We start from the raw sequence: 25,316 nt of genomic DNA on the forward strand, positions 1-25,316 counted from the left end.
AGCAAAAGAACGGCATGCGCTCAGAAGACTGATGCTGTGGCGCGGGCCACATCTACCGTCCCCGGCCATGAGCGCAGACAGTAGCCCCGCCATCGAGCTGCGGGGCGCGAGCAAGGCATTCCGGACCCCGTCGGGGGGTCTGCACACGGCTGTCAGGGGACTCGACCTCACGGTGGGTCGTGGGGAGTTCGTGGCGGTCGTCGGGCCCACGGGCTGCGGCAAGTCGACCACGCTGACCCTGGTCAGCGGGTTGGAGGAGCCCTCCGAGGGCGAGGTTCTGGTCGTCGGGGAGCCGGTTCGCGGGGTCGGGAACAAGGTCGGTTTCGTCTTCCAGCAGGACGCCACCTTCCCCTGGCGCACGGTCCTGTCCAACGTCATGGCCGGGCCCCGCTTCCGGGGTGTGCCCAAGGCGGAGGCGAGGCAGAAGGCGCGGGAGTGGCTGGCCCGCGTCGGGCTCACCGCCTTCGAGGACCGTTACCCCCATCAGCTCTCCGGAGGCCAGCGCAAGCGCGTGGCGCTCGCCGCGACCTTCGTCAACGACCCGGAGATCCTTCTCATGGACGAGCCGTTCTCCGCGCTCGACGTGCAGACCCGGGCACTGATGTCCGACGAGCTCCTCGAACTGTGGGAGGGGACGAGCGCGTCCGTCGTCTTCGTCACCCACGATCTGGAGGAGTCCATCGCGCTGGCCGACCGGGTCGTCGTGATGACGGCCGGGCCCGCCACCGTCAAGCACATCTTCGACATCGACCTGCCCCGGCCCCGCAAGGTCGAGTCGGTGCGCCTGGAGCCGCGGTTCATCGAGATCTACCGCGAGATCTGGGAGTCCCTCGGCGAAGAGGTCCGCATCACCCGGGAGCGGGGTGCCGCTCATGTCGCCTGACGTCATGCCCGAGGCCCAGGTCGCACCGACCGTGACCGAGCCCGGCAACAAGACGGACCGCGCACACTCGCGCGCGCGTGCCGCCCGCAGACGCAAGATCGTCGTCGCGGTGTCCCGTGTGCTGCTCCTGGTGGCCGTTCTCGGCCTGTGGGAGGTGTTCGCGCGGGCCGAGGTGATCGATCCCTTCAACTTCTCGATGCCCTCGAAGATCTGGGACCAGATCTGGACATGGGTGACGCACGGGACGGCGCTCGGCTCGCTGGGCGAACAGATCTGGTACACGCTCTACGAGGCGCTGTTGGGCTGGGTCGTGGGCGTGGTCGCAGGTGTGGTCTGCGGTATTGCGCTGGGGCGGATCACCTTGCTCGCCGACGTACTTGGTCCATACATCAAGGTGCTCAACTCGATACCCAGGATCGTCCTTGCCCCGATCTTCGTGATCTGGTTCGGCCTCGGACCGGCCTCCAAGGTCGCCTCGGCCGTCGTCCTCGTCTTCTTCCCGGTGTTCTTCAACGCCTTCCAGGGGGCCCGCGAAGTCGATCGCAATCTGGTCGCCAACGCCCGCATCCTCGGCGCGAGCGACCGCAGGGTGACGCTGCAGGTCGTGATCCCGTCCGCGACCTCATGGATCTTCACCAGCCTGCACGTCAGCTTCGGGTTCGCCCTCATCGGCGCGATCGTCGGCGAGTACATCGGCGCGACCAAGGGCATCGGCCTGCTCGTCGCGCAGTCACAGGGCACCTTCAACGCGGCCGGTGTGTATGCCGCGATGGTCATCCTCGCCGTCGTCGCGCTTCTCGCCGAAGGGCTGCTCACCTTCGCCGAGCGCCGCATCTTCCGCTGGAAGCCGACGGGTTCCGACAGCTGAAGCCTTCCGCCCTGGCTGACCCCAGCCCCACTCAGCCTCTCCCCGCACCGCCCCTCACAAGGACGTGAACCCCATGCGCAAGACCGCCAGATACGCCTCCCTGGCCGCCGCAGGCCTGCTGGCCCTCTCCTCGCTCACCGCCTGTGCCAACGACGCCGCCAGCACCGAGTCGGCTGGCTCCGGCAGTAAGGGCGACGGCAAGGGAACCAAAGTCAAGATCATGGTCGGTGGGCTCGACAAGGTCATCTATCTGCCCGCGATGCTGACCCAGCGGCTCGGCTACTTCGACTCCGAGGGGCTCGACGTGGAGCTGCTGAGCGAGCCCGCGGGCGTCCAGGCCGAGACCGCGCTCGTCTCCGGTCAGGTCCAGGGGGCCGTCGGATTCTACGACCACACACTCGACCTTCAGGTGAAGGGCAAGGACGTGGAGTCGGTCGTGCAGTTCTCGCATGCGCCCGGGGAGGTGGAGATCGTCTCCAGCAAGGCGGCGGGCGACATCACTTCGCCGAAGGACTTCAAGGGCAGGAAGCTCGGCGTCACGGGCCTCGGCTCCTCGACCGACTTCCTCACCAAGTACCTCGCCGTCAAGAACGGAGTGAAGGTCAGCGAGTTCACGCCGGTCGCCGTCGGCGCGGGACCGACCTTCATCTCGGCGCTGCAGCAGGGCTCGATCGACGGTGGCATGACGACCGACCCGACCGTCGCGACGATCATGGACAAGAAGGCCGGCAAGATCCTTCTGGACATGCGCACGCCCCAGGGATCGGACGACGCGCTCGGCGGACCGTATCCCTCGTCAAGCCTGTACATGCAGACGGACTGGGTCAACGGTCACAAGGACACCGTCCAGAAGTTGGCCAATGCATTCGTCAAGACGCTCAAGTGGATGTCCACCCACAGTGCGACCCAGATCGCCGACAAGATGCCGGCCGACTATTCACAGGGCAACGGACTGCTGTATGCGGTGGCCATCAAGAACACGTTGCCCATGTTCACCAAGGACGGAGTGATGCCCAAGAACGGCCCTGAGACCGTCGAGAAGGTCCTCAAGGCGTTCAACCCCAACATCCAGAACGCCGACGTCGACCTCGACAGGACGTACACGACGGAGTTCGTCGACAAGGCCGCGCAGAACGCCGGCTGACTCACCTCACGCGCGGGTCGCCCACACGTAACGGTGTTCCGGGCGGCCCGCGTCGCCGTACTTCAGAGTGAGCCTGGCCCGTCCCGTGCGTTCCAGGAGCTTCAGGTAGCGCTGGGCGGTCTGTCGGCTCACCCCTGTCCGGTCGGCGATCTCCTGGGCCGACAGGGGTCCTTGGGCCTCCATCAGGGACTTGCGTACGAGCTCCGCCGTGGTGGGGGAGTGCCCTTTGGGCAGGTCGGGCTCGGCCGGCGAGGACAGGGCGCCGAAGATGCGGTCGACCTCTGCCTGTTCGGCCTCGCCGCCCCCGTCCAGGGCCCGGCGCAGCTCGGCGTACGCCTCCAGCCTGGCGCGCAGCCCCGCGAAGGCGAACGGCTTGACCAGGTACTGGAGCGCGCCCTGCCGCATCGCGGCCTGGACGGTCGTCACGTCCCGCGCCGCCGTCACCATGATCACGTCGGTCTGGTGGCCACGCCTGCGCATCTCCTGGACGACCGCCAGCCCCGTCTCGTCGGGCAGATAGTGGTCCATGAGGACCAGGTCGACGTGGGGCAGAGCCTCCAGCTGACGCAGGGCGTCCGCAGCGTTGTGTGCCTCGCCCGCCACGCGGAAACCGGGCACCTTCTCGACGTAGGCCGCGTTGACGCGCGCCACGCGTGTGTCGTCGTCCACGACCAGGACCTCGATCATCACGACTCCTCTTCGGTGGCGGTCTGCTGGGCGGCCGGCGCGGTGAGAGCGGGTTGCGTCTCGGCCAGGGCGTCCGGCAGTACGACGGTGAACTCCGCCCCGCCGCCGCCCGCCTCCCCGACGGTCGCGCTGCCGCCCTGCCGCTCGGCGAGCTTACGCACCAGCGAGAGCCCGATGCCCCGCCCCCGGTGCGCCGGTGGCTCCTTGGTCGACCAGCCGTCGGTGAAGACCAGTTCCCGTTGCTCCACCGGGATTCCGGGTCCGGTGTCCCGCACACTGAGGACGGCTGTACGGCCTTCTGTGCGCACCTCGACCTCCACGCGCGCGTGCGGTGCGCCGGCGACGGCGTCCAGGGCGTTGTCCACGAGGTTGCCGACGATCGTGACCAGCCCGCTCGGATCGACCAGCCGGTCCGGCAGCCGGGTCCGGTCCGAGACCCACAGGGCGACCCCGCGCTCGGCGGCGACGGTCGCCTTTCCCACCAGCAACGCGGCGAGCAGCGGGTCCTCGATCTTCTCGGTGACCTGCTCCGCGGTGGCCCGGTGATCGCCGACGACCTCGCCGACGAACTCCACGGCGTCCTCGAACATGTCCAGTTCCAGCAGCCCCAGAAGCGTGTGCATACGGTTGGCGTGCTCGTGGTCCTGCGCCCTCAGCGCGTCGATCAGACCGTGGGTCGAGTCCAGCTCCCGGCCGAGCTGCTCCAGCTCGGTGCGGTCGCGCAGGGTGGCTACGGCACCGCCGTCGTCGGTGGGCATCCGGTTGGCGACCAGCACCCGCTGGCCGCGCACGGTGACCAGGTCGGTGCCCGTGACCCGGCCGGCCAGGACATCGGCCGTACGTCCGTCCCCGAGCGCCTCGTCGGGGGAGCGGCCGACGGCCTCGTCGCCGATGCCGAGCAGACGTCGTGCCTCGTCGTTGAGCAGGCGGATGCGTCCGTCGCGGTCCAGGGCGACGACACCTTCCCGGATGCCGTGCAGCATGGCCTCACGCTCCGCGAGCAGCGCGGAGATGTCGGAGAAGGCCAGGTCCCGGGTCTGTCTCTGCACCCGGCGGGAGATCAGCCAGGCGGCCAGCGCGCCGACGGCGAGAGCCCCGCCCGCGTAGGCCAAAAGCCCTGGGATCGCATGGATCAGCCGGGCCCGCACACTGTCGTAGCCGATGCCGACGGAAACCGCCCCGACGATCTTGTGTTCGCTGTCGTACAGCGGCACCTTGCCGCGGGCCGTGCGGCCCAGGGTGCCGCTGTCGATCTGCATGACCTCCCTGCCGGCCAGGGCCTGGCCCGGGTCGGTCGAGACGGTCCTGCCGACCTCACTGCGGGTGGGGTGCGACCAGCGCACGCCCCGCCAGTCCATCACCACGACGTACTGCGCCCCGGTCGCCCTGCGGATCCGCTCGGCCTCCTCCTGCACGGGACCGCCGGGCAGCGGGGGCGTGTCCTTCACCTGCTCGGCGATCTGCGGCCGGGCGGCGACGGTCTGGGCGATGGCGAGAGCCCGGCGCATCGCCTGGTCGTCCAGCTGGTTGCTCAGGGGCGCGAGGAACAGGCCGGTCGCGAGCACCGCGACCCCCGCGGCGATCGCCAGCTGCATCAGAAGCACCTGGGAGAACGCCCGGCGGGGCAGTCCGAGACGCAGACGACGGGCGGGGGGAGTGCGGCTCATAACCATGACGGTACGTGGACATGCCGGATCCGCCGCCGGGGGTGTGGCATGGATCTCTTGATCAACGCATTGATGAGGCTGTCTGTACGGTCAGCTCGCCGGCGCCGTTGACGCGCTCAGCTCACACACGGACATGACGTCCAGCCGCGCGGGCGAGCCGAGCACCGAGGCCCCGCAGCTCTCCGGACGGGGCGGCAGCGACGCGGTCTGCGTGACCAGCACCCGCCAGCGACGGCCGTCGGTGTGCGCGACAGTCACTTCCCAGTGCGGGGCCATGCCGTCCGTGCGGACCACCGTCAGCGCCTCCGCCGCGTATTCGCCCGCCCTTGTGCGCACGGCCAGCTCGGCCGCCTGGCCGGGCCGCTCCCAGGCGGAGTTGCCGCGGCATCCCTCGACCACGACCCGGCCCTCCTGGACGCTGTGGAGCACCTGCTTGACGGCATGCGCCTCGGCGCGGCCATAGGCGTAGCCGTACGGCAGGACGAGCAGCGTCGGGGAGAAACGGTGACCACCCAGATGAGTGACCTCCCAGGCGCCCTCGACACCCGAGGCGGCCAGCTCGGCGGCCAGTGGGCGGCCCAGGAGCGCGCAGCAGCGGTCCCGCTTGCCGTTGGTGCAGACGAGCGCGAGCGGATCGCCGACGTGGGGGCGTCCACCGAGCGCCGCGTCGAATCCGGTGTGGTCGCCCTTGCCGAGGGCGGCGAAGTCCAGGCCCAGCAGGTCCTGCGGTTCGCGGGTCGTCGCACTGTGCAGCCACACGTTGCCGGGCCGGGTGTGGGCCGCGTACACCTGCCGGGTGGTGCGTGTGCCGCTGTCGGCGTGACGTCCGGGTCGGCGGATGAGTGCGACACGCACGCCCGTGTCCTGCGCGGCGGCCTCCAGCGCCCGGCCCAGTGCGGGGTCCAGGTGGCTCGAAGTGAGCGCCTTGGCGCCCCAGGGACCGGGCTGTTCGAGCAGCAGCCAGGTCCGCGCGGTGGCCGCGGTTCCGGAAACGGGCTCGTCGAGGTCGTGCGAGACCGTTGAGCAGGTACTCACAGAGGTGAGCCTAACCTGACTCGCGGCGCGGCGACTTCCGGCCGTGACCTGTCAGTGCTCCGTGAGCGTGGTGCCGATTCTCCGGCACGGTCGTGTCAGGGTTCCGGCAGTGGCTGTGGCGGTTTCGGGCCCACGTAGATCCCGCTCGGGCGCATGCGCAGGGGACGCTCCCCGTACTCCTCCAGCGCGTGGGCGATCCAGCCCGCCGTCCGGGCGACGGCGAAGACCGTCTCGCCCGCCGTGGAGGGCATGCCGGCGGAGGCGGTGAGCACGGCGAGGGCCAGGTCCACGTTGGCATGCAGGGGAGTGTGGCGGGCGGCGGTGGCCACGATGTCGCGGGCCGCGAGGAGGGCGGGCTCGGCGCGCGGGATCGCCTCCAGGAGGGCGAACAGGGCCCGCGCGCGTGGGTCTTCGCCCGGGTAGAGGCGATGGCCGAGGCCGGGGATGCGGCGACCGGCCCGCAGCTCCTCGGCGATCACCGGGGCCGCGTCGCCCCGGTCGAGCACGTCGAGCAGCAGCTTGTGGGCGAGCCCGCTGGCCGCGCCGTGCAAGGGGCCTTCCAGGACGCCCAGTCCGGCGGAGACGGCCGCGTACGCGTGCGCGTGGGCCGACGCGGCGACGCGTACGGCGAGAGTCGAGGCGGCGAGGTCGTGGTCGACGAGGAGGCCGAGCGCGGTGTCCAGGACGCGAAGGGACGCCTCGTCGGGCTTGCGTCCGCTGAGACGGGTCCACAGCCGGTGGGCGAGGGGGCCGTCGTCGCGGCGGCGGTCGTGGAGTACGGGTGGCAGCGCGGCGACGAGGGTGGGGATGAGGGTTCGCGCGGTGCCGAGCACTGCCTCCTCGGACAGGTCGAAACGCAGTGGGTCGGCTGCTGCTGCGGCGATCGCCGCGACCCGCAACCGGTCGGTGGGGCCGGTGTGTTCGGGCAGCGAGTCCACCGTACGGCGGGCCACGTCGACGGCGGCGTCCGGTGCGGTGAAGGTGACGCCGGGGCGCAGTTGTCCGGTCCAGAGCCACTCCGCGATCTCTTCGTAGGAGTGGCGAGCGGCGAGTTCCGTCGCGTCGACGCCCCGGAAGTAGTACCGGTCCTGGTCGATCAACGTGATGCGGGTCCGTACGGACAGTTCGCCGCCGGAACTCGGACTCCCGCCGCTCTCCCTGCGGTTGCGCCGGGAGAGGGCCTCCACCTCCTTGGCGTTGAAAGTGCTGCCCCGCCCGCCGGGGACGCGTCGGCTGCTGAGCTGGCCGCGGCTCACGTAGGCGTAGACGGTCTCGGCCTTCACGCCCAGCAGTTCGGCGGCTTGCCTGGTGCTGAGCCGGCGTTCGGAGGAACCGGGTAGGGGGTCTTGATCGCGCATAAGAGGTCACCGTATCCGCAGCCGGGTGGGTTGATCGGCGTATGTTGATTCAATCAATATTGACAGAAAAAGAGTCAACCATGGACAGTCAAATCAAGTCCAGGGAGGAATCATGTCGGTCAACAGGTCCGCAACCACGCTCGTCGACGTACCGCGGGGGCTCGCCGGAGTCGTCGTCACCGACACCGAAGTCGGGGACGTCCGGGGGCGGGAGGGGTTCTATCACTACCGTCAGTACTCGGCCGTCGAGCTCGCGCAGATTCGCGGCTTCGAGGACGTCTGGCATCTCCTGGTCCACGGTGAGTTGCCGGACGCCGACCAGGCTGTCGCTTTCCGTGCCGAGACCGTGGCGCTGCGGAGGTTGCCGGACGAGGTGCGGGCGGCGCTGCCCGCGATCGCTGCGGCGAGCGGGCGGTCGGGCCCGCTGGCAGGCATGCGCACCGCGTTGTCGCTGCTGGGTGCCGCCAAGGGGTTCCGGCCGGTGTACGACATCGACCCGGACCAGCGACTGCGGGACACGCTCGTGGCGGCTGCGGCCGTGCCGACGCTGCTCACCGCGTTGCACCGGCTGGGCAAGGGGCTTGACCCGGTGGAGCCGCGCGAGGACCTTTCGTACGCGGCGAACTACCTGTACATGGTGACGGGTTCGGAGCCGGAGCCGCAGCGGGCCCGGGCGGTCGAGCAATACTTGATCTCAACCATTGATCATGGCTTCAATGCATCAACCTTCACGGCGAGGGTCATTGCGTCGACGGGGGCTGATGTGGCGGCGTGCCTCGTGGGAGCCGTGGGTGCGCTGTCCGGGCCGTTGCACGGCGGGGCGCCCAGTCGGGCGCTGGACACCCTTGACGCGATCGGCACGCCCGACCGTATCGACCCCTGGATCCGTGAGCGTGTGCTCGCCGGCGAGCGGATCATGGGCTTCGGTCACGCGATCTACCGCACGGAGGACCCGCGTTCCCGGATGCTCCGAGAAGTCGCCCAGCGATTCGGCGGCCCCCGCGTGGACTTCGCCGTCGAGGTCGAACGCCATGTCGAGGCGATCCTGGCCGATCTGAAGCCGGGGCGCGAACTCCACACCAACGTCGAGTTCTACGCGGGCGTGGTCATGGAACTGTGCGGATTGCCGCGGGAGATGTTCACCCCTACGTTCGCGGCGGCCCGGGCGGTGGGATGGAGCGCCAACATCCTGGAACAGGCGGCGGACTCGAAGATCATCCGGCCGGTGGCGCGGTATGTGGGGCCGGGGGCGCCGGTGGCGGTGCCGGCCTGATCGGCGGAGCCCGGCATCCATGCCGGGCCGGGCTCCGCTCAAGGCCTCACTCGGCCGGGTCCCAGGGGGTGTGCGATTGCGCGCGGAACACCAGCACTGCCATGGCGACCGCTGCGATGCCGCTCAGAACGCCACCGACGGCTGCGGCGAGTGCGGTTGTTTCAAGCATCGGGAATGTCGGCTTTGGCGCGTACCAGCGTCTCGCGTGTGATGACGACGATGCGCTCGTAGTCGGCCCTACCGGCGTCCGCGGGCAAGTGGGAGTCCAGAGAGTCAGTGACGTCCGTGCCGATGACTGCGAAGTTCCCGTCGGCCAACTCGAAGATGTCCGGACACGTCGCGCCGGACGTGCTGCCTCGTTCGCGTGGCGATGCGCCGAGGCGGCGAATGATCTGACTCACTGTTGGTTTCCCTTTGATCTCACGAGTGATGAGCAAGCGCACGACGGCTGCGAGGCGAGGCGGCCCTGTGGGGTGCACGCGTCATCTGGCGACGTGGGCGACGGTGGTGCGGGGCTGCCGTACGCGATCACGTGTGAGTCAACCCCGGCGGCTGAGTCAACCTCAGCGGCGCCTGGGACAACGGGATACTTGACCTGTTCGTTATGGGCCGGGGGTGTGATTTCCACAGGCGGCGGCTCGAGCGTTCTGCTACGCGCCGGGCGGCTCGCCGACCACCCACCACTCCTCGGTGTCCGCGTCCTCCAACTGCCGGAGCAGATCGTCGACCAGCTTTCCCAGTCCCGCCTCGTCGGTGTCCGCAAGGCTCGCGCGCTGCTGCTGGGTGGCGTACCAGTACTCCCTGACGATCGGGTTCTGGAAGATACCGCGGACGTGCTTGAAGAACTCCTCCTTGGACAGGTTGCCGATGCGGTAGTAGAAGAGCAGGTTCGTGTACAACGCGTTGGCGAACAGGTACTGGCGGCGCTGTTTGGGGGAAACCGGCGTCTCGTAGAGATCCAGGACCTCGGCGAGCTCGGGATCGTCTATGGCCTTGCTGAGCAGTTCCCAGTGCTGGCGTTGCTGACTGGCCAGGTCGGAGTGCTGGTGGGAACGGGAGGCCAGTTCCAGCTGGTCCAGGCGTGCGTGGAGGGTCTGCATCGTGCGGTGCTGCACGGTGACGGAGGCGACTGCGCCTGCCAACGCGCCGACGCCGACTGCGACTGCCGTGCTCAGCACTCGTGTCCAAGAACTCCGTGTGGCCATGTCAACCCCCGGTTCAGGCCGCCGTTCCGCCGGTCGTCGGGGTGCGGGTCGACTGATGGGGACCGGCGAGCGGTGGGCGGCGCTTGCCCTCTCCCAGGGTGCCGAGCGGCTCTGATCGGCGGGGGAGGCGGAGAGGAGGCGCACGGAGGGAAGTGAGGGTCGCACGAACCGGCGCCTTCCCCAACGTCTGCCCCGCAAGTGCTGCTAACAATCGTTCACTTCGTAGCGATTGTTCCGGCTCGTATCCTGGTCCGGCATTCAAACCGCGTATGTGCGCCGGGATCGCGATCCGGTGCACGCAGCAGCGTGAAAGAGGTCGCACGTTGAGTCAGCCGAGCGGGAGCCCCCGGCAGATCCCGGTCGTCGTCCTTGCCGGATTCCTGGGTTCCGGCAAGACGACCCTCCTCAATCATCTGCTCCACCACAGCGGCGGCAGCCGTATCGGAGCCGTCGTCAACGACTTCGGTGCCATCGAGATCGACGCCATGGCCGTCGCCGGAGCGCTCGGTGACTCCACCGTCTCGCTCGGGAACGGCTGCCTGTGCTGTGCCGTCGACGTCAGCGAACTCGACGGCTACCTCGACAAGCTCGCCCATCCCGGCGCCGGCATCGACGTCATCGTCATCGAGGCCAGCGGACTCGCCGAGCCGCAGGAACTCGTGCGCATGGTGCTCGCCAGCGAGCTGCCCGGCATCGTCTACGGCGGCCTCGTCGAGGTCGTCGACGCCGCCGAGTTCGACGACACCCGCACCCGGCACCCCGAACTCGACCGACATCTCGCCCTCGCCGACCTCGTAGTGGTCAACAAACTCGACCGGGCGCCCGAGGCCGAGCACATCCTCGGTCTGGTTCATCGACTTGTCGACCACGCTGCCGTCGTCCCGGCCACCTACGGCCGCATCGACCCCGAGTTCCTCTTCGACTGCCGTCCCGGCGAGGAGCGGATCGGACAGCTCTCCTTCGACGACCTGCACGATCACGCCCACGGCGACGATCACGCCGGGCATCTGCACTCCGGCTACGACACCCTCTCCTTCACCTCCGATGTCCCCCTCGACCCCCGCCGGTTGATGCGGTTCCTCGACAGCAGGCCAGAGGGGCTCTACCGGATCAAGGGGTACGTCGACTTCGGGCCGTACGACGTCCGCAACCGGTACGCCGTACATGCCGTCGGGCGGTTTCTGCGCTTCCACCCGGAGGCCTGGGCGCCCGGTGAAGCCCGCCTCACCCAGCTCGTCCTCATCGGCTCCGGCATCGACGTCCCCGCACTCGGCGTGGAACTGGAGGCGTGCAGGGCGGACGAGAACGCCCCACACACCGACGAGGCCGGTATGTGGGGCGTCCTGCGCTATGTACCGGGCACCGAAGGGGACCCGGAGGAACCGGCCTAGACCCGGCCACCGGCCTGGACCGGGCCCGTACCAGGACCGGCCCGGACCGTCCCTATACCGGTCCCGCCACCACCGACACCGTCTTCGCCAGCGACACGCCCGAGCCGTCGCGGCGCGGGTCCATCTCGGGAAGCTCGGCAGGGGTGCCGTTCTTCTGTGCCGCGTGCGCGGGAACGGCGCCGGCCCAGGCCAGGGACAGGCAGTCCTCGCCCTTGAGGAAACGCTGGCAGCGGACGCCGCCCGTCGCGCGGCCCTTGCGCGGATACTGGTCGAACGGGGTCAGCTTGGCCGTCGTCTGGACGGAGTCGTCGAGCGTGCCGCGTGAGCCCGCGACCGTGAAGACGACGGCGTCGACCGCCGGATCCACCGCGGTGAAGGAGATGACCTTCGCGCCCTCGACGAGCTTGATGCCCGCCATGCCGCCCGCCGGACGGCCCTGCGGACGGACCTGCGAGGCCTGATAACGCAGCAATTGCGCGTCGTCCGTGATGAAGACGAGGTCCTCCTCGCCGGTACGCAGTTCGATCGCGCCGACGATCCGGTCACCGTCCTTGAGCGTGATGACCTCCAACTCGTCCTTGTTGGACGGATAGTCGGGGACCACGCGCTTGACGACACCCTGTTCGGTGCCGAGCGCCAGACCCGGAGAGGACTCGTCCAGCGTCATCAGACAGACCAGCGTCTCGCCGTCCTCCAGGGAGAGGAACTCCGACAGCGGGGCACCGCCCGCGAGGTTGGGGGCCGACGCGGTGTCCGGGAGCTGCGGCAGGTCGATCACGTTCAGCCGCAGCAGGCGGCCGGACGAGGTGACCGCGCCGATCTCGCCCCGCGCGGTGGCCTGCACCGCCGAGACGATCACGTCGTGCTTGGTACGCCTGCCGTCGGCGTCCTCCGGGAACGGCTCGCCGTTCGACGTGCGGGCCAGCAGGCCCGTCGAGGACAGCAGCACCCGGCACGGGTCGTCCGCGACCTGGAGGGGAACCGCGGCCACGGGAGCGTTCGCCCCCGACTCCAGCAGGACCGTACGCCGCTCGGCGCCGAACTTCTTGGCCACCGCGGCCAGTTCGGTGGAGACCAGCTTGCGCAGCTCGGCGTCCGACTCCAGGATCCGGGTCAGCTCGGCGATCTCCAGGTTGAGCCGGTCCTGCTCCGACTCCAGCTCGATGCGGTCGAACCGGGTGAGCCGCCGCAAGGGCGTGTCCAGGATGTACTGCGTCTGGATCTCGCTCAGCGAGAACCGCTCGATCAGGCGCTCCTTGGCCTGTGCGGAGTTGTCGCTGGAGCGGATGATGCGGATGACCTCGTCGATGTCGACCAGGGCGGTGAGCAGGCCCTCGACCAGGTGCAGCCGGTCGCGCCGCTTGGTGCGCCGGAACTCGCTGCGGCGGCGCACCACTTCGAAGCGGTGGTCGAGGTAGACCTCCAGGAGTTCCTTGAGGCCGAGGGTGAGGGGCTGTCCGTCGACCAGCGCCACGTTGTTGACGCCGAAGGATTCCTCCATCGGCGTCAGCTTGTAAAGCTGCTCCAGGACCGCCTCCGGCACGAAGCCGTTCTTGATCTCGATGACCAGGCGCAGGCCGTGCGCGCGGTCGGTCAGGTCCTTGACGTCGGCGATGCCCTGGAGCTTCTTCGAGCCGACCAGGTCCTTGATCTTGGCGATCACCTTCTCGGGACCGACCGTGAAGGGCAGTTCGGTGACGACGAGGCCCTTGCGGCGCGCGGTCACCGTGTCCACCGAGACCGTCGCGCGGATCTTGAAGGTGCCGCGCCCCGTCTCGTAGGCGTCCCGGATGCCGGAGAGGCCGACGATCCGGCCGCCGGTGGGCAGGTCGGGGCCCGGGATGTGCCGCATCAGGGCGTCCAGATCCGCGTTCGGGAAGCGGATCAGGTGACGGGCGGCCGAGATGACCTCGGCGAGGTTGTGCGGCGCCATGTTGGTGGCCATGCCGACCGCGATGCCCGAGGAGCCGTTCACCAGGAGGTTCGGGAAGGCCGCGGGCAGCGCGCCCGGCTCCTGTTCCTGGCCGTCGTAGTTGGGCGCGAAGTCGACGGTGTCCTCGTCGATCGACTCCGTCATCAGGCTCGCGGCCTCGGCGGCGCGGCACTCGGTGTACCGCATCGCGGCGGGCGGGTCGTCGTTGCCCAGCGAACCGAAGTTGCCGTGGCCGTCGACGAGCGGGACGCTCATCGAGAAGGGCTGGGCCATGCGCACCAGGGCGTCGTAGATCGACGCGTCGCCGTGCGGGTGCAGCTTGCCCATGACCTCGCCGATCACGCGGGCGCACTTCACATAGCCGCGGTCGGGGCGCAGGCCCATCTCGTTCATCTGGTAGACGATGCGGCGGTGCACCGGCTTGAGCCCGTCACGGGCGTCGGGGAGCGCGCGGGAGTAGATGACCGAGTACGCGTACTCGAGGTACGAGCCCTTCATCTCGTCCACGACGTCGATGTCGAGGATCCGCTCCTCGTACGAGTCGTCGGGCGGCGGGGTCTTCGTGCTGCGGCGGGCCATCGCTGCCGGCTCCTCTTTTCTGGTCGCTCGCCTACGGGTCGCTCACATCGGCCCTTTGGCTCACTCTTGCTGAAACGTGAACGGGATCTGACGCGGACCATTGTGGACCGCGGCACTGACAGTCCGGGCCAGGACCCGGCTGAGCCGCACGGTCCGGCGACCGCACAGCTTCCTGCTCACGGTTGCCCGCAGGCTACGCGATCCGCTGTGGGCGTACGCGCTGCGGGAACTTCACCGAGGGTCCGCACGCTTGCATACAGTGGCAGGACCGGCAGCAGAACCGCGGTTTCAAGGACCGCGACCGCGATCGAAGGGACGTACATGCCCATGGGTCACACGGCCACAGACCAGGCAGGCACCGGGGGCCTGACAGCGACCGAGCACCGCCTGGCCAACGGGCTGCGCGTGGTGCTCTCCGAGGACCACCTGACCCCGGTCGCGGCGGTGTGCCTCTGGTACGACGTCGGTTCACGCCACGAGGTCAAGGGGCGTACCGGCCTGGCTCACCTCTTCGAGCACCTGATGTTCCAGGGCTCCAAGCAGGTCCACGGCAACGGGCACTTCGAGCTCGTCCAGGGCGCGGGCGGCTCGCTCAACGGCACCACCAGCTTCGAGCGCACCAACTACTTCGAGACCATGCCGACCCACCAGCTGGAGCTCGCCCTCTGGCTGGAGGCCGACCGCATGGGCTCGCTGCTGGCCGCCCTCGACGACGAGTCGATGGAGAACCAGCGCGACGTCGTCAAGAACGAGCGCCGCCAGCGCTACGACAACGTCCCCTACGGCACCGCGTTCGAGAAGCTGACCGCGCTCGCCTACCCGGAGGGCCACCCGTACCACCACACGCCGATCGGCTCGATGGCCGACCTGGACGCGGCCACCCTGGAGGACGCGCGCGCGTTCTTCCGGACGTACTACGCCCCCAACAACGCCGTCCTGTCGGTCGTCGGCGACATCGACCCGCAGGAGACGCTCGCCTGGGTCGAGAAGTACTTCGGCTCCATCCCCTCGCACGACGGCAAGTCCGCCCCGCGTGACGGCTCGCTCCCCGAGATCATCGGCGAGCAGCTGCGCGAGGTGGTCGAGGAGGAGGTCCCCGCGCGCGCGTTGATGGCCGCCTACCGGCTGCCGCACGACGGCACCCGCGAGGCCGACGCGGCCGACCTGGCGCTCACCGTCCTCGGCGGCGGCGAGTCCTCCCGCCTCTACAACCGTCTCGTACGACGCGACCGTACGGCCGTCGCGGCCGGCTTCGGACTGCTGCGCCTGGCGGGCGCGCCCTCCCTGGGCTGGCTCGACGTGAAGACCTCCGGTGACGTCGAGGTGCCGGTCATCGAGGCCGCCATCGACGAGGAGCTCGCCCGGTTCGCCGAGGAGGGCCCGACCGCCGAGGAGATGGAGCGCGCCCAGGCCCAGTTGGAGCGCGAGTGGCTGGACCGGCTCGGCACCGTCGCCGGCCGCGCCGACGAACTGTGCCGCTACGCCGTCCTGTTCGGGGACCCGCAGCTCGCCCTCACCGCTGTGGAGCGCGTCCTGGAGGTGAGTGCCGAGGACGTCCAGAAGGTCGCCAAGGCGAAGTTGCGCCCCGACAACCGGGCGGTGCTCGTGTACGAACCCACCACCGCCGAAGCCCCCGCCGACCAGGACGAGAACGAGGAGGCGGCCCAGTGAGCGAGCTCGCCGCGATGGAGTTCCACCCCCAGCCTCAGGCGGGCGACGCCAGGCCATGGGCCTTTCCCGCCCCCACGCGCGGGGCGCTCGGCAACGGCCTGACGGTTCTGCGCTGCCACCGCCCCGGCCAGCAGGTCGTCGCCGTCGAGGTGCTCCTGGACGCTCCTCTGGAGGCCGAACCGGCCGGCCTCGACGGTGTCGGCACGATCATGGCGCGCGCCTTCTCGGAGGGCACCGACAAGCACTCCGCCGAGGAGTTCGCCGCCGAGCTGGAGCGCTGCGGCGCCACCCTCGACGCGCACGCCGACCACCCGGGCGTCCGGCTGAGCCTCGAAGTGCCGGTCTCCCGCCTCGCCAAGGCACTCGGTCTGCTGGCAGACGCCCTCAGGGCGCCCGCCTTCGCGGACAGCGAGATCGAACGGCTCGTCAACAACCGCCTGGACGAGATCCCGCACGAGCTCGCCAACCCGTCCCGCCGCGCAGCCAAGGAGCTCTCGCGGGAGCTGTTCCCGGCGGACTCGCGCATGTCCCGCCCGCGCCAGGGCACCGAGGAGACGGTCGAGAACATCGACTCCGCGGCGGTGCGCGGGTTCTACGAGAAGCACGTGCGGCCCGCCACCGCGACCGCCGTGGTCGTCGGCGACCTCACCGGCATCGACCTGGACGAACTGCTCGGCGACACCCTCGGCTCCTGGACCGGCTCCACGGCCCAGTCGCGCCCCGTGCCGCCGGTGACCGCCGACGACACCGGCCGCGTCGTCATCGTGGACCGCCCCGGCGCCGTCCAGACGCAGCTGCTGATCGGCCGTATCGGCGCCGACCGGCACGCACGCGTGTGGCCCGCCCAGGTGCTCGGCACGTACTGCCTCGGTGGCACCCTCACCTCCCGTCTGGACCGTGTCCTGCGCGAGGAGAAGGGCTACACCTACGGCGTGCGGTCGTTCGGACAGGTCCTCAGGTCCGCCCCGGACGGCTCGGGTGCCGCGATGCTCGCCATCAGCGGCTCGGTCGACACCCCGAACACCGGTCCCGCCCTCGAGGACCTGTGGACCGTGCTGCGCACGCTCGCGGAGGGCGGCCTCACCGACGCCGAACGGGACGTCGCCGTACAGAACCTCGTCGGCGTGGCGCCGCTCAAGTTCGAGACGGCGGCGGCCGTGGCGGGCACCCTGGCCGACCAGGTCGAGCAGCACCTGCCGGACGACTACCAGGCGACCCTGTACCAGCACCTCGCCGCGACGGGCACCGTCGAGGCCACCGCGGCCGTCGTGAGCGCGTTCCCCGTGGACCGGCTGGTGACGATCCTGGTCGGCGACGCGGCCGCGATCAAGGAGCCCGTAGCGGCCCTCGGCATCGGCGAGGTCAAGGTCGTGTCAGCCGAGTAGAAGGAACGGCAGAGAGGCCGGCGGAGCAGCCGCCGCACAGGGGCCCTGGTGACGGAAGCGTCACCAGGGCCCTTAGATGTCCGAATTGGGCAGGAGGTTGCCTGTCTGGCCTGTGGGATGCGCTACAAAAACCGTGATCGGTTTGGGGATTGAAAGTCGGCCCGCTTAGCGTCATCCCGGCTGTTCGTCAGGCAGTGCGCCGCGTCCGTGGCACCGGACAGCCATCGCCGAGTCCCCGCATGGCGCGAGCCAGGGGAGCCGGGGACCCACACGCGTTGTCCCTGGGGTGAATCGGACGCCCTCGCAAGCTGCGAGGGGGTCCGTAGGAGACCTTCCTGCTCCGAACCCGTCAGCTAACCCGGTAGGCGAGAAGGAAGGAAAGGATCAGCCACCACATGGCGTTCACCTGCGCCGCCGGGAAGCACCGTCGTCCCAGCCGGATGAAGCGCACCACCGCCCGGGCGGCGGGCGTCGCGGCCCTCGCCACCACCGGCGTCATCGGCACCATCGCCGCTCCGGCGCTCGCCGCCGAGAACTCCGTCGAGCAGACCGGGCTCATGCCCGTCGTCAGCGTCGGCGACTCCCTCGCCGAGCAGCTCGACGCCCAGGCCGCCGCCCAGCAGCAGGCCGCCGAGCAGAAGAAGGCGGCGGCCGAGGCCAAGAGGAAGGCCGAGGCTCGGGCCAAGGAGGAGCGCGAGGCCAAGGAGCGCGCCGCCCGCGAGGCCGAGCGCAAGCGCCTCAACAGGTTCGTCTCCCCGATCTCCGGCTCCTACATCTCCACCGGCTACAAGACCGGCGGCTCCCTGTGGTCCTCCGGCAGCCACACCGGGGTCGACTTCCACGCCGCGAGCGGCACCTCCGTCCACACGGTCGGCCGCGGCACTGTCGTGGAGGCCGGTTGGGGCGGGTCGTACGGCAACGAGATCGTGATCAGGATGGCCGACGGCACGTACACCCAGTACGGCCACCTGTCGTCCATCGGCGTCTCGGTCGGTCAGTCGGTCACCCCCGGCCAGCAGATCGGCCTGTCCGGCGCGACCGGCAACGTCACCGGGCCGCACCTGCACTTCGAGGCCCGCACCACCGCCGAGTACGGCTCGGACATCGACCCCGTCGCCTATCTGCGCTCGCACGGCGTGAGTGTCTGACGACGTTCCGCGAGATCTTCTTCGGCCCCGGCTCCTTCGAGCCGGGGTTTCCGCGTTTAGAGTGCCCCGCTGTCCAAAAAATATCCATGGATTCCGGTCCGCCGTCGGAAATTCCCACTCTTTGCAATAGAGTCACTGAACACACGTCAATCGGCGACGTTTCACGGGGATTAAGACGGAGGTCGGACATGCGTATTCCGGCGCACTCGGTATGCACGGCTATCCGGGACGACATCGTCGCCGGTGTCTACGAGCGCGGCAGCCGGCTCACCGAGGAACTGCTCGCCCGCCGCTACGGCGTCTCCCGCGTCCCCGTCCGGGAGGCCCTGCGCACCCTGGAGGCCGAGGGCTTCGTGGTGACGCGACGCCACGCGGGGGCGTGCGTGGCAGAACCGACCGACCAGGAGGGCGCCGACCTCCTGGAGATGCGCATGCTGCTGGAGCCGCTCAGCGCCTCCCGGGCCGCCCAGCGGCGCACCGAGGCCCATCTGAAGGTGCTGCGCGGCCTGGTCCGGCTGGGCCAGGAGCGGGCCAGACGGGGAAACAGTGAGGATCTGCGCTCCCTGGGGGGCTGGTTCCACGAGACGCTCGCCCAGGCCTCCGGAAGCCCCGCCATGACCTCGATGCTGACCCAGCTGCGGCACAAGATCGCCTGGATGTACGTGGTGGAAGCGCCCGCCAACCCGGTGGAGTCCTGGGCGGAGCACGGCGCGATCGTGGACGCGGTGGCGCGCGGGGACGGTGAGCGGGCGCGGGCGATCACCGCCCTGCACGCCGAGCGCTCGGGTGCGGTGCACCGTCTGCGGTTCGCCTCGGGTGCCGATCGCCCGGACCGTGTGAGGACCTCGCAACATCCTGTAAACGTGACGGGGCTGCGGCATTAACACGGGCGCCGTATACAAAGAGTGGGTAATTCGCGGGGGACTATTTATGCTGCCTGTAAATGGGAAATGCGAAGGGCCCGCCCGATAATTCGGACGAGCCCTTCGGCGATGTTTTACCGCACTGTGCCCCGAAAGAACTCAGACGGTCTCGGGAAGTTCCTCGAGTCCTTCGGCGACCAGTTTCGCGAGCCGGTCGAGGGCCGCGTCCGCGCCCTCGGCGTCGGAGGCGAGGACGATCTCCTCGCCGCCCTGGGCGCCCAGCCCGAGCACGGCCAGCATGGACGCCGCGTTGACAGGGTTGCCGTCGGCCTTGGAGATCGTCACCGGGATACCTGCGGCCGTGGTGGCCCGGACGAAGATGGAAGCGGGGCGGGCGTGGAGACCCTCGGCCCAGCCGACGTTGACGCGGCGCTCAGCCATGTGATGCTGCCCTTCGGTGTTCAGGGTTGTCTAGACCAGTTTCCCACACGTGAAGTGTCTCCGGAGGGGGCTCGTTCGTCCCCTGCGGGGTGAGCGGTCGGACCGCGGCCTCGGCCCGACTTCCGTCCTGGCGGGGACAGGCGAGTCCTCGCGGGTCCTCGCACGTTCTCGCTTCGTTCTCCACAGACTGCCTCGCGCTGTTGTCATACGCGAGCCGTACTCTGGGGCCCATGCAGAGCGCGTCGGACCGGCACGAGTACCCCGCCCACTGGGAGGCCGACGTGGTGCTGCGCGACGGCGGCACCGCGCGCATCAGGCCCATCACCGTCGACGACGCCGATCGCCTGGTCAGCTTCTACGAGCAGGTCTCGGACGAGTCGAAGTACTACCGCTTCTTCGCGCCCTACCCTCGCCTGTCCGCCAAGGACGTCCACCGCTTCACGCACCACGACTTTGTGGACCGGGTGGGTCTCGCCGCCACGGTCGGCGGCGAGTTCATCGCCACCGTACGCTACGACCGCATCGGGGACGGCGGCATGCCCGCCTCCGCCCCAGCCGACGAGGCCGAGGTCGCCTTCCTCGTCCAGGATGCCCACCAGGGGCGCGGTGTGGCCTCCGCCCTCCTCGAACACATCGGTGCCGTCGCCCGCGAGCGCGACATCAGGCGCTTCGCCGCCGAGGTGCTGCCCGCCAACGTCAAGATGATCAAGGTGTTCACGGACGCCGGGTACACCCAGAAGCGCAGCTTCGAGGACGGCGTCGTACGCCTGGAGTTCGACCTGGAACCCACCGACCGCTCGCTCGCCGTGCAGTACGCGCGCGAACAGCGTGCCGAGGCGCGGTCCGTGCAGCGGCTGCTCACCCCCGGGTCGGTCGCCGTCGTCGGCGTCGGCCGCACCCCCGGCGGCGTGGGCCGCAGCGTGCTCGGCAACATCAGGGAGGCCGGATTCACCGGCCGCCTGTACGCCGTGAACAAGGCGTTCACCGAGGACTGGAAGGACCTCGACGGGGTCCCCGCGCACCGCTCGGTGCGCGACATCGACGGCCCCGTCGACCTCGCGGTCGTCGCCGTTCCCGCCGAGCACGTCCCCGAAGTCGTCGCCGAGTGCGGGGCACACGGCGTCCAGGGACTCGTCGTGCTCTCCGCCGGGTACGCCGAGAGCGGCCCCGAGGGGCGCGAGCGCCAGCGTGAACTCGTTCGGCACGCACGCGCGTACGGCATGCGCATCGTCGGTCCCAACGCCTTCGGGATCATCAACACCTCCCCGGCCGTCCGGCTGAACGCCTCGCTGGCCCCCGAGACCCCCCGCCCCGGACGGATCGGCCTGTTCGCCCAGTCCGGCGCCATCGGCATCGCCCTGCTCTCCCGCCTGCACCGGCGCGGTGGCGGCGTCACCGGCGTGACCGGCGTCTCCACCTTCGTCTCCTCCGGCAACCGCGCGGACGTGTCCGGCAACGACGTCCTTCAGTACTGGTACGACGACCCGGACACCGACGTCGCCCTCATGTACCTGGAGTCCATCGGCAACCCCCGTAAGTTCACCCGCCTCGCCCGGCGTACGGCGGCGGCGAAGCCCCTGGTCGTCGTGCAGGGCTCGGGCACCGCCCCGCAGGGCCACGCCGTCCGCGCGACGCGGCTGCCGCACGCCACGGTGTCCGCGCTGCTCAGGCAGGCCGGAGTGATCCGGGTCGACACCATCACCGAACTGGTGGACACCGGCCTGCTGCTCGCCCGCCAGCCGTTGCCCACCGGACCCAGGGTGGCGATCCTGGGCAACTCCGAGTCGCTGGGGCTGCTGACGTACGACGCGTGCGTGTCGGAGGGCCTCAGGCCGGCCCATCCTCTGGACCTGACCACGGCCGCCTCGCCGGACGACTTCCACGCGGCACTCGCGCGCGCGTTGGCGGACGACGACTGCGACGCGGTGATCGTGACGGCGATTCCGGCCGTGGGTGAGAGCGTCGCCGGAGTCTCCGGCACCGCGGGACCCACCGGGGACGCGGCGCTGGCGGAGGCACTGCGTTCGGCCGCCGAGCGGGTGCCGGGCAAGCCGGTGCTGGTGGTCCACGTCGAACTGGGCGGGCTCGCGGAGGCCCTGTCGGCCGCGGCGAGCACAGCGCCGTCGACGATGCCCGGCGCCGTGCCGAGGAACACCGGCGGGGAGGCGACACCTTCTCCCGCCCCGGCGCCCGGAGCGATCCGCGCCGACCATCCCTTCCGCGCCCTGGACCGTCTGCGGGCCCCGGCCACCTCCGGAGCTCACCTCCCCGGCCTCCAGTCCGCCACCGCGCCCCGCCTCATCCCCGCCTATCCCGCCGCCGAACGCGCAGTGCGGGCCCTCGCCGACGCCGTGCAGTACGCCCAGTGGCGCCGGGAGGCCACTGAGCCCGGCAAGGTGCCCGACTACGAGGACATCGACGAGAAGGGCGCGGCCACCCTCATCGACGGCCTGCTCACGCGCGGGCAGGGCCTCACCCTCGGTACAGAGGAGACCTGCGAGCTGCTCGGCAGGTACGGCGTCCAGGTCCACCGCGCCCTGCCCGCCCCCACCCCCGACGCCGCCGCCGAGGCCGCCCGCACCCTCGGCTACCCGGTCGCCCTCAAGGCCACCGCCCCGCACCTGCGCCACCGCGCCGACCTCGGCGGCGTACGCCTCGACCTCGCGGACGAGGAGCAGCTGCGGCGGGCGTACGCCGAGCTGAGAGAGCTGTTCGGGACTCCCGACGAACTGCGACCGGTCGTCCAGGGCATGGCGCCGCGCGGGGTGGACACAGTGATCCGGGCCGTCATCGACCCCGCCGCCGGCGCCGTGCTCTCCTTCGGGCTCGCCGGGGCGGCCTCGCAGCTGCTCGGGGACACCGCGCACCGGCTGATTCCGGTCACCGACCGGGAGGCGTCGACCCTCGTCCGATCGATCCGGACCGCACCGCTCCTCTTCGGCTGGCGCGGGTCCACGCCGGTCGACACACCCGCCCTGGAGGAGCTCCTGCTGCGGGTGTCCCGGCTGGTCGACGACCATCCCGAGGTCGTCGCGGTCACCCTGGAGCCGGTCGTCGTCGCCCAGCGCGGTCTGAGCGTCCTCGGCGCCTCCGTACGGCTCGCGCCGCCGCCCGCCCGCGACGACCTCGGCCCGCGGACGCTCCCCGCGTACTGAGCTGCGGCGAGCGGTGCCTCGCAGCCGGTGCGCCACCGTAGGATGGACGTCATGGCCAAGACCAGTACGACGACCCAGGGGCTGCGTGCGGCGATCGAGCGCAGCGGCTACTACCCGGCCCTCGTGGCCGAGGCGGTGGAGGCCGCCCTGGGTGGCGAGCCCATCCGGTCGTACCTGGTCCACCAGGAGACGACGTTCGACCAGAACGAGGTGCGGCGGCACGTGACCGTGCTCGTCCTCACCGGCAACCGCTTCATCGTCAGCCACACCGACGAGCAGAACGCGGACACGACCTCCCCGACGCCGTACGCCACGACGTCCACGGAGTCGGTGAAGATCGGCCGGATCTCGTCGGTCGTGGTCAGCCGTGTGGTCGCCAACCCCGAGTCGTACCAGCCGGGCACCGTGCCTCGCGAGGTCGTGCTGACGATCGGCTGGGGTGCCGTCTCCCGCATCGACCTGGAGCCCGCGGCCTGCGGTGACCCCAACTGCGAGGCGGACCACGGCTACACCGGCAGTTCCACGGCGGACGACCTCAGCCTGCGCGTCAGCGAGGCCGGGGACGGCCCGGACACCGTGAGTCAGGCGCTCGCCTTTGCGCAGGCCCTCTCCGAGGCGACCGCGGACGTCACCCGCTGATGGCGCAGCCGGCCTCCGCCTGGGACCACCCGGAACCCCTCGCCCTCGACACCGCGCCCGTCCCCGAGTACGGCACCGGCTCCCTCGCCGACCTTCTGCCGACCCTGGCCGCCGGCATGGCCGTACCGGGCATGACCGCCGCGATCCCGGAGCTCACGCCCGCCGACCGCAACTGCGTGTTCCTGATCGACGGTCTCGGCTGGGAGCAGCTGAAGGCGCACCCGGACGAGGCGCCCTTCATGGCCTCCCTGCTGGGCAGCTCGCGTGGCGGCACCGGCCGCCCCCTGACCACCGGCTACCCGGCGACCACCGCGACCTCCCTCGCCTCCGTCGGCACCGGCCGGCCGCCCGGCGCCCACGGTCTGCCCGGTTACACCGTGCGCAACCCCGCCACCGGCGAGCTGATGAACCAGCTGCGCTGGCAGCCGTGGACCAAGCCGCAGGTCTGGCAGCCGTACCCCACCGTCTTCCAACTCGCCGACCAGGCGGGTGTGCACGCGGCCCAGGTCTCCTCGCCCACCTTCCAGAACACCCCGCTGACCAAGGTCGCGCTCAGCGGTGGAACGTTCCACGGAAGGCTGTCCGGCGAGGACCGCATGGACCTCGCGGCCGAGCAACTGGCCGTGGGCGACCGCTCGCTCGTCTACACCTACTACGCCGAGGTCGACGGCGCGGGCCACCGTTTCGGCGTCGACTCCGACACCTGGCGCGGCCAGCTGATGTACGTCGACCGGCTGGTCCAGCGCCTCGCCGAGCAACTGCCGCCGAACAGCGCGCTCTACGTCACCGCCGATCACGGCATGGTCGACATCCCCTTCGACGAGCAGCACCGCATCGATTTCGACGAGGACTGGGAACTGCGCGCAGGGGTCGCCCTGTTGGGCGGCGAGGGCCGGGCCCGCCATGTCTACGCCGTGCCGGGTGCCTCGGGTGACGTCCTGACCTGCTGGCGCGAGGTCCTCGGGGAGCAGTTCTGGATCGCTTCGCGGGACGAGGCGATCGCGGCGGGCTGGTTCGGACCGCCCGACGGCTTCGACGAGCGGGTGTACGACCGGATCGGCGACGTGGTCGCCGCCGCCCGCGACGACGTCCTCATCGTCGCCTCCGAGCGGGAGCCGAAGGAGTCGGCGATGGTCGGCAACCACGGTTCGATGACCCCTGCCGAGCAGCTGGTGCCGCTGCTCGAAGTACGCTCCTGAAGCTCTGTGTCCCCTTCGCCGAAAGGTGCTCGACTCGCCATGCCCGAGCTGGTGTTCTTCTCCGGAACGATGGACTGCGGGAAGTCCACTCTGGCGTTGCAGATTGCGCACAACCGGTCGGCGAGGGGTCTGCAGGGTCTGATCTTCACCCGTGACGACCGTGCGGGGGAGGGAAAGCTCTCCTCGCGGCTCGGTCTGGTGACGGACGCCGTCGAGGCGGTGCCGGGCATGGATCTCTACGCCCATGTCGTGGACCGGGTGTCGCAGGGCGGCAGGGTCGACTACCTGGTCGTGGACGAGGCGCAGTTCCTGGAGCCGGCGCAGATCGACCAACTGGCGCGGGTCGTCGACGACCTGGGCCTGGATGTCTTCGCCTTCGGCATCACCACGGACTTCCGTACGAAGCTCTTTCCGGGCTCGCGGCGGCTGATCGAGCTGGCGGACCGCCTCGAGACGCTTCAGGTGGAGGCGATGTGCTGGTGCGGGGCGCGGGCCACGCACAACGCCCGTACCCTGGGCGGCGAGATGGTGGTGGAGGGCGAGCAGGTCGTCGTCGGTGATGTGAGCGGCTTCCGTGAGGAGGTCGGCTATGAGGTGCTGTGTCGACGGCATCATCGTCGCCGTATGACGAGCGCTTCCGCCCATGCCGGCGTGCTCTCGCCCGACGTACTCCCGATGGCCTCCGACTGAGCTCGCCGCGCCGGGTTCCGTCGGGTACGGCCGGCCGTACCAGCCGTCGGACCGCCCGCTCCAGGGCTGCGTCTCCCCGGCCCGGACCAGGCGTTTCCTCGG

The 25,316-nt window shown here is 70.2% G+C and carries 22 protein-coding genes and 1 riboswitch; of the genes, 13 read left to right on the forward strand and 9 right to left on the reverse strand.

Annotated features, from left to right (window positions below):
- Positions 1 to 67: 67 nt before the first annotated feature.
- The 3 genes from OHT57_RS36595 to OHT57_RS36605 all read left to right on the forward strand — a co-directional run bounded on the left by OHT57_RS36595 (position 68) and on the right by OHT57_RS36605 (position 2,895).
- Positions 68 to 883, forward strand: a complete 816-nt coding sequence (locus OHT57_RS36595) for an ABC transporter ATP-binding protein (protein WP_328751045.1) — start codon at positions 68 to 70, stop codon at positions 881 to 883.
- Positions 873 to 1,751: an ABC transporter permease gene (locus OHT57_RS36600; protein ID WP_328751046.1), complete on the forward strand. Its 879-nt coding sequence runs from the start codon at positions 873 to 875 to the stop codon at positions 1,749 to 1,751. The genes OHT57_RS36595 and OHT57_RS36600 overlap by 11 nt, the downstream gene beginning before the upstream one ends.
- Before the next feature lie 73 nt (positions 1,752 to 1,824).
- Positions 1,825 to 2,895, forward strand: a complete 1,071-nt coding sequence (locus tag OHT57_RS36605) for an ABC transporter substrate-binding protein (protein WP_328751047.1) — start codon at positions 1,825 to 1,827, stop codon at positions 2,893 to 2,895.
- Positions 2,896 to 2,901: 6 nt separating this feature from the next.
- Here the strand turns inward: OHT57_RS36605 and OHT57_RS36610 are convergent, their stop codons facing one another.
- From OHT57_RS36610 to OHT57_RS36625, 4 genes are all read right to left on the reverse strand, one after another.
- A complete protein-coding gene (locus tag OHT57_RS36610; RefSeq protein WP_328751048.1) occupies positions 2,902 to 3,582 on the reverse strand; it encodes a response regulator in 681 nt (226 codons plus the stop codon).
- Entirely contained in the window at positions 3,582 to 5,249 is a 1,668-nt protein-coding gene (locus tag OHT57_RS36615) for a sensor histidine kinase (RefSeq protein WP_328751049.1), read from the reverse strand. The genes OHT57_RS36610 and OHT57_RS36615 overlap by 1 nt, the downstream gene beginning before the upstream one ends.
- A gap of 90 nt (positions 5,250 to 5,339) precedes the next feature.
- Positions 5,340 to 6,284 (reverse strand): sucrase ferredoxin, encoded by a 945-nt coding sequence (locus OHT57_RS36620; RefSeq protein WP_328751050.1) that lies wholly within the window; start codon positions 6,282 to 6,284, stop codon positions 5,340 to 5,342.
- 95 nt (positions 6,285 to 6,379) lie between these two features.
- Positions 6,380 to 7,642, reverse strand: coding sequence for a citrate synthase (locus tag OHT57_RS36625; protein WP_328751051.1), 1,263 nt, complete (start codon positions 7,640 to 7,642; stop codon positions 6,380 to 6,382).
- A 112-nt stretch (positions 7,643 to 7,754) separates the two neighbouring features.
- Here OHT57_RS36625 and OHT57_RS36630 point away from each other — a divergent pair, with 112 nt between their 5' ends.
- Positions 7,755 to 8,915, forward strand: coding sequence for a citrate synthase/methylcitrate synthase (locus tag OHT57_RS36630; protein WP_328751052.1), 1,161 nt, complete (start codon positions 7,755 to 7,757; stop codon positions 8,913 to 8,915).
- Positions 8,916 to 8,961: 46 nt separating this feature from the next.
- On the opposite strand, the gene OHT57_RS36635 is transcribed toward OHT57_RS36630, so the two are convergent.
- The 3 genes from OHT57_RS36635 to OHT57_RS36645 form a co-directional block, all read right to left on the reverse strand.
- On the reverse strand, positions 8,962 to 9,084 hold the full coding sequence (locus tag OHT57_RS36635) for a hypothetical protein (RefSeq protein ID WP_328751053.1): 123 nt from the start codon (positions 9,082 to 9,084) through the stop codon (positions 8,962 to 8,964).
- A complete protein-coding gene (locus OHT57_RS36640) occupies positions 9,077 to 9,316 on the reverse strand; it encodes a hypothetical protein (RefSeq protein WP_328753431.1) in 240 nt (79 codons plus the stop codon). Before OHT57_RS36640 ends, OHT57_RS36635 begins: the two co-directional genes overlap by 8 nt.
- A gap of 249 nt (positions 9,317 to 9,565) precedes the next feature.
- Positions 9,566 to 10,093, reverse strand: a complete 528-nt coding sequence (locus OHT57_RS36645; RefSeq protein ID WP_328751054.1) for a DUF6082 family protein — start codon at positions 10,091 to 10,093, stop codon at positions 9,566 to 9,568.
- A 350-nt stretch (positions 10,094 to 10,443) separates the two neighbouring features.
- Here OHT57_RS36645 and OHT57_RS36650 point away from each other — a divergent pair, with 350 nt between their 5' ends.
- Complete coding sequence (locus OHT57_RS36650; RefSeq protein ID WP_328751055.1) at positions 10,444 to 11,511, forward strand: CobW family GTP-binding protein; 1,068 nt, start codon at positions 10,444 to 10,446, stop codon at positions 11,509 to 11,511.
- 52 nt (positions 11,512 to 11,563) lie between these two features.
- Here OHT57_RS36650 and OHT57_RS36655 read toward each other — a convergent pair whose 3' ends face one another.
- Entirely contained in the window at positions 11,564 to 14,023 is a 2,460-nt protein-coding gene (locus tag OHT57_RS36655) for a DNA gyrase/topoisomerase IV subunit A (protein WP_328751056.1), read from the reverse strand.
- A gap of 327 nt (positions 14,024 to 14,350) precedes the next feature.
- Between OHT57_RS36655 and OHT57_RS36660 the strand changes: the two genes are divergently transcribed.
- The 4 genes from OHT57_RS36660 to OHT57_RS36675 all read left to right on the forward strand — a co-directional run bounded on the left by OHT57_RS36660 (position 14,351) and on the right by OHT57_RS36675 (position 19,111).
- Entirely contained in the window at positions 14,351 to 15,694 is a 1,344-nt protein-coding gene (locus tag OHT57_RS36660) for a M16 family metallopeptidase (RefSeq protein WP_328753433.1), read from the forward strand.
- A complete protein-coding gene (locus OHT57_RS36665) occupies positions 15,691 to 17,079 on the forward strand; it encodes a M16 family metallopeptidase (protein WP_328751057.1) in 1,389 nt (462 codons plus the stop codon). The genes OHT57_RS36660 and OHT57_RS36665 overlap by 4 nt, the downstream gene beginning before the upstream one ends.
- 215 nt (positions 17,080 to 17,294) lie before the next feature.
- A riboswitch (cyclic di-AMP (ydaO/yuaA leader) is annotated at positions 17,295 to 17,461 on the forward strand.
- A gap of 13 nt (positions 17,462 to 17,474) precedes the next feature.
- The gene (locus OHT57_RS36670; protein ID WP_328751058.1) at positions 17,475 to 18,227 is read left to right on the forward strand and encodes a M23 family metallopeptidase; all 753 of its coding nucleotides are present in this window, start codon (positions 17,475 to 17,477) and stop codon (positions 18,225 to 18,227) included.
- A gap of 188 nt (positions 18,228 to 18,415) precedes the next feature.
- Positions 18,416 to 19,111 carry a GntR family transcriptional regulator gene (locus OHT57_RS36675; protein ID WP_328751059.1) on the forward strand — a complete coding sequence of 232 codons (696 nt, stop codon included), beginning with the start codon at positions 18,416 to 18,418 and terminating at the stop codon, positions 19,109 to 19,111.
- Positions 19,112 to 19,249: 138 nt separating this feature from the next.
- Here the strand turns inward: OHT57_RS36675 and OHT57_RS36680 are convergent, their stop codons facing one another.
- Positions 19,250 to 19,531 (reverse strand): HPr family phosphocarrier protein, encoded by a 282-nt coding sequence (locus tag OHT57_RS36680; RefSeq protein ID WP_328751060.1) that lies wholly within the window; start codon positions 19,529 to 19,531, stop codon positions 19,250 to 19,252.
- 230 nt (positions 19,532 to 19,761) lie between these two features.
- Here OHT57_RS36680 and OHT57_RS36685 point away from each other — a divergent pair, with 230 nt between their 5' ends.
- The 4 genes from OHT57_RS36685 to OHT57_RS36700 are packed head-to-tail and all read left to right on the forward strand — an operon-like array spanning position 19,762 to position 25,214.
- On the forward strand, positions 19,762 to 22,686 hold the full coding sequence (locus OHT57_RS36685; protein WP_328751061.1) for a bifunctional acetate--CoA ligase family protein/GNAT family N-acetyltransferase: 2,925 nt from the start codon (positions 19,762 to 19,764) through the stop codon (positions 22,684 to 22,686).
- Positions 22,687 to 22,728: 42 nt separating this feature from the next.
- On the forward strand, positions 22,729 to 23,325 hold the full coding sequence (locus tag OHT57_RS36690) for a DUF5998 family protein (RefSeq protein WP_328753434.1): 597 nt from the start codon (positions 22,729 to 22,731) through the stop codon (positions 23,323 to 23,325).
- Positions 23,325 to 24,524 carry an alkaline phosphatase family protein gene (locus OHT57_RS36695; RefSeq protein WP_328751062.1) on the forward strand — a complete coding sequence of 400 codons (1,200 nt, stop codon included), beginning with the start codon at positions 23,325 to 23,327 and terminating at the stop codon, positions 24,522 to 24,524. The genes OHT57_RS36690 and OHT57_RS36695 overlap by 1 nt, the downstream gene beginning before the upstream one ends.
- Before the next feature lie 39 nt (positions 24,525 to 24,563).
- Entirely contained in the window at positions 24,564 to 25,214 is a 651-nt protein-coding gene (locus OHT57_RS36700; RefSeq protein WP_328751063.1) for a thymidine kinase, read from the forward strand.
- Positions 25,215 to 25,316: the final 102 nt, after the last annotated feature.

The organism is Streptomyces sp. NBC_00285, assembly GCF_036174265.1.
Taxonomy (GTDB): Bacteria; Actinomycetota; Actinomycetes; order Streptomycetales; family Streptomycetaceae; genus Streptomyces.